The following is a 2,549-nucleotide window of genomic DNA, read 5'->3' on the forward strand; positions in this document are numbered from 1 at the left end:
AGGATCGAACCGCCCCAGATCAGCCAGAAGGCTGCGAAGGGGAAGATCGCCGTGATGAGTAGCATCTTGCGTGGCAATTTGTTGAACAGCACAGGTGCTGCCGCAAAGAACAACCCGAAGAATGCCAGCGTCGGACGCCAGTATTGATCCGGTGGATATTTAAAACCGAACAAGAGCTGGTTCCAGCGTTCGGTAAGAACCGAGAAACAGCCGCCCGTTTTGCCCTGAAGAATTTCACGGCATTCGGCCAAAGAGTTTGTTGTCCAGACCCCGTTATAGAACCACGGGAAGGCACCAGACACGATCTGATAGACGAAATAGATCGCAACCAGCGTCAGGATCGAGTTGAACACACCGTCAAACAGGTTGGTTTTGATCCATGCCACCGGGCCTGCGGCTGTCATTGGCGGTGATTGCTCCGGGAGCATTGCATCGCGCACGAAGGCGACGGGTGTGGTGTTGGTATCGCTCATCCTACCGCTCCTTCAATTTAACAGAATTGTTATAGACGTTCATCACCGCAGAGATGCTTAGCGAGATGACGAGATAGAACAACATCAACAGCAAAATCGTTTCAATCGCGCGGCCCGTTTGGTTCAGCGTGATGCCACCTAGCGTACCAGTGATGTCCATGTAACCAACAGCAATCGCCAGAGACGAGTTCTTGGTGATGTTCAGATATTGCGAAATAAGCGGTGGGATAATCACGCGCAGCGCCTGCGGCAGAACCACAAGGTTCATGATCCGCCCGGGGCGCAGGCCAAGCGACGCAGCGGCTTCGGTCTGACCTTTGGAAATCGCAAGAATACCCGCGCGCACGTTCTCGGCAATAAAGGCTGCCGTGTAGATCGAAAGGGCGAAGGTCAAGGCGATCAGGGAGTTACGTGCGAATATGCCGCCCTGGAAGTTGAAGCCCTTCAAAGCCGGATAATCAAGCCCGATGGGTCGTCCCAAGATGAAGAATACAACCAATGTCGGGATGAAGAACATCGCGACCGAAGGCCAGAATGTCGAAACCATGCGACCATGATCGAACAATTGCTTCTTGGCGTATTTGCGATACCCCCAGATCCCGACAAGCGATGCAACAAAGGTCGCAATCACGAGGCCAGACAGAGGGCCAAAGACGGGTGCAGGCATGTAAAAACCGCGCCCCGTAAAGGCGAAGGATCCCAAGACCATGCTCGCAGTCGCGTCCGCACCGCGGAAATCGCGGGGTTGCGGAAGGATCGCAACGAAGACGGCCATAATAATCAAGATCCAGATCAGAACCGGCACATTACGGAAAAGTTCAACGTAGATGCCCATCAGCTTGTTGATAAGCCAGTTGTTGGACAGGCGCAGAACACCGACAATCACGCCGAGCACCGTCGCAAAGAAGCAGGCGATGACCGCGACAAGAAGCGTGTTCAAAGCACCGACAACAGCAGCACGCAGGTGCGTGGATTGCGATGAGTATTCGATCAAACGCTGGTTAATGTCATAGCCGGCAGGTTCGCTCAGAAATTTATATGAAAGCTTCAGGCCAGCCGCATTGAGGTTACTAATCAGGTTGCTTGCCAGATAAGCAAAGGCAGCAATGAGAATAACCAGTGCGATGAATTGGAATGTGTATGAACGATAGCGCGTATCGTTAATCAACATTGATAAGCGGAAGCCGCCCTTGGGAGGGTCAGATAGAGTCGTCATGGACTGTTCCCTGATTTGCGGCCCTCTGTGTTAGCCTGACGGTTGATCCGTTCATGGCTCAGGGGCTGCTTTTTCTAATCTTTGAGGTAGGAAAGAAGGGCGCGGAATGTACCGCGCCCTTCCTTATATATCCGACTTAACGGAATGGTGGAACGTAGAGAAGACCGCCGTCTTTCCACTGAGCGTTCAGACCACGAGACAGACCAACTGGCGTGTTTTCACCAATGGACTTTTCGAAGATCTCACCGTAGTTGCCGCCAGCCATGATGGCTTTCTTGGCCCAGTCAGCGTCAAGACCGAGCATTTCGCCCAGTGTGCCTTCTGTACCGAGCAAACGGTTGATCTCAGGGTTGTTACCCGCAGCTGCGCTCATCTCGCCGATGTTTGCAGATGTTACACCCAGCTCTTCAGCTGCGATCAGTGCGTTCAAAGACCAACGAACAACGTCGCCCCACTCGGAATCGCCGTGACGAACCAGTGGACCAAGTGGCTCTTTAGAGATGATCTCTGGAAGAACGATGTGATCTGCTGGGTTTTCGAACGCTGCGCGTGTCGCGGCCAGACCAGACGCGTCTGTCGTGTAAACGTCACATGCACCTTCAAGGTACAGCGGCTGTGCTTCAGCATTTGTTTCGATTGGAACTGGCTCATAAGAGATGTTGTTGATACGGAAGAAGTCCGCCAAGTTCAGCTCTGTTGTTGTGCCTGTCTGGATGCAGACAGTCGCGCCATCAAGCTCTTTCGCAGAAGATACGCCAAGAGATTTAGGAACCATGAAGCCCTGACCGTCGTAATAGTTTACGCCGACGAAATCGAACTTCAGGTCGACGTCACGAGAGAACGTCCATGTTGTGTTACGC

At 52.8% G+C, this 2,549-nt stretch carries 2 protein-coding genes and 1 pseudogene; all 3 read right to left on the reverse strand.

What is annotated here, in order from left to right:
- Positions 1-473: pseudogene (locus WBC85_RS10025) on the reverse strand (amino acid ABC transporter permease); the annotation flags it as partial.
- Between the two features lies 1 nt (position 474).
- A complete protein-coding gene (locus WBC85_RS10030) occupies positions 475-1,689 on the reverse strand; it encodes an amino acid ABC transporter permease (RefSeq protein ID WP_424436158.1) in 1,215 nt (404 codons plus the stop codon).
- Positions 1,690-1,825: 136 nt separating this feature from the next.
- Positions 1,826-2,549 (reverse strand): amino acid ABC transporter substrate-binding protein (locus tag WBC85_RS10035; protein WP_424436161.1); only part of this gene is annotated, 724 nt, incomplete at its 5' end.

It is taken from the genome of Planktotalea sp. (assembly GCF_049680325.1).
In the GTDB taxonomy this organism is placed as follows: Bacteria; Pseudomonadota; Alphaproteobacteria; order Rhodobacterales; family Rhodobacteraceae; genus Planktotalea.

Excerpts from the sequence above, each read along its gene's own strand:
- WBC85_RS10030 (WP_424436158.1), bottom strand. The coding sequence starts at position 1,689 with ATGACGACTCTATCTGACCCTCCCAAGGGCGGCTTCCGCTTATCAATG.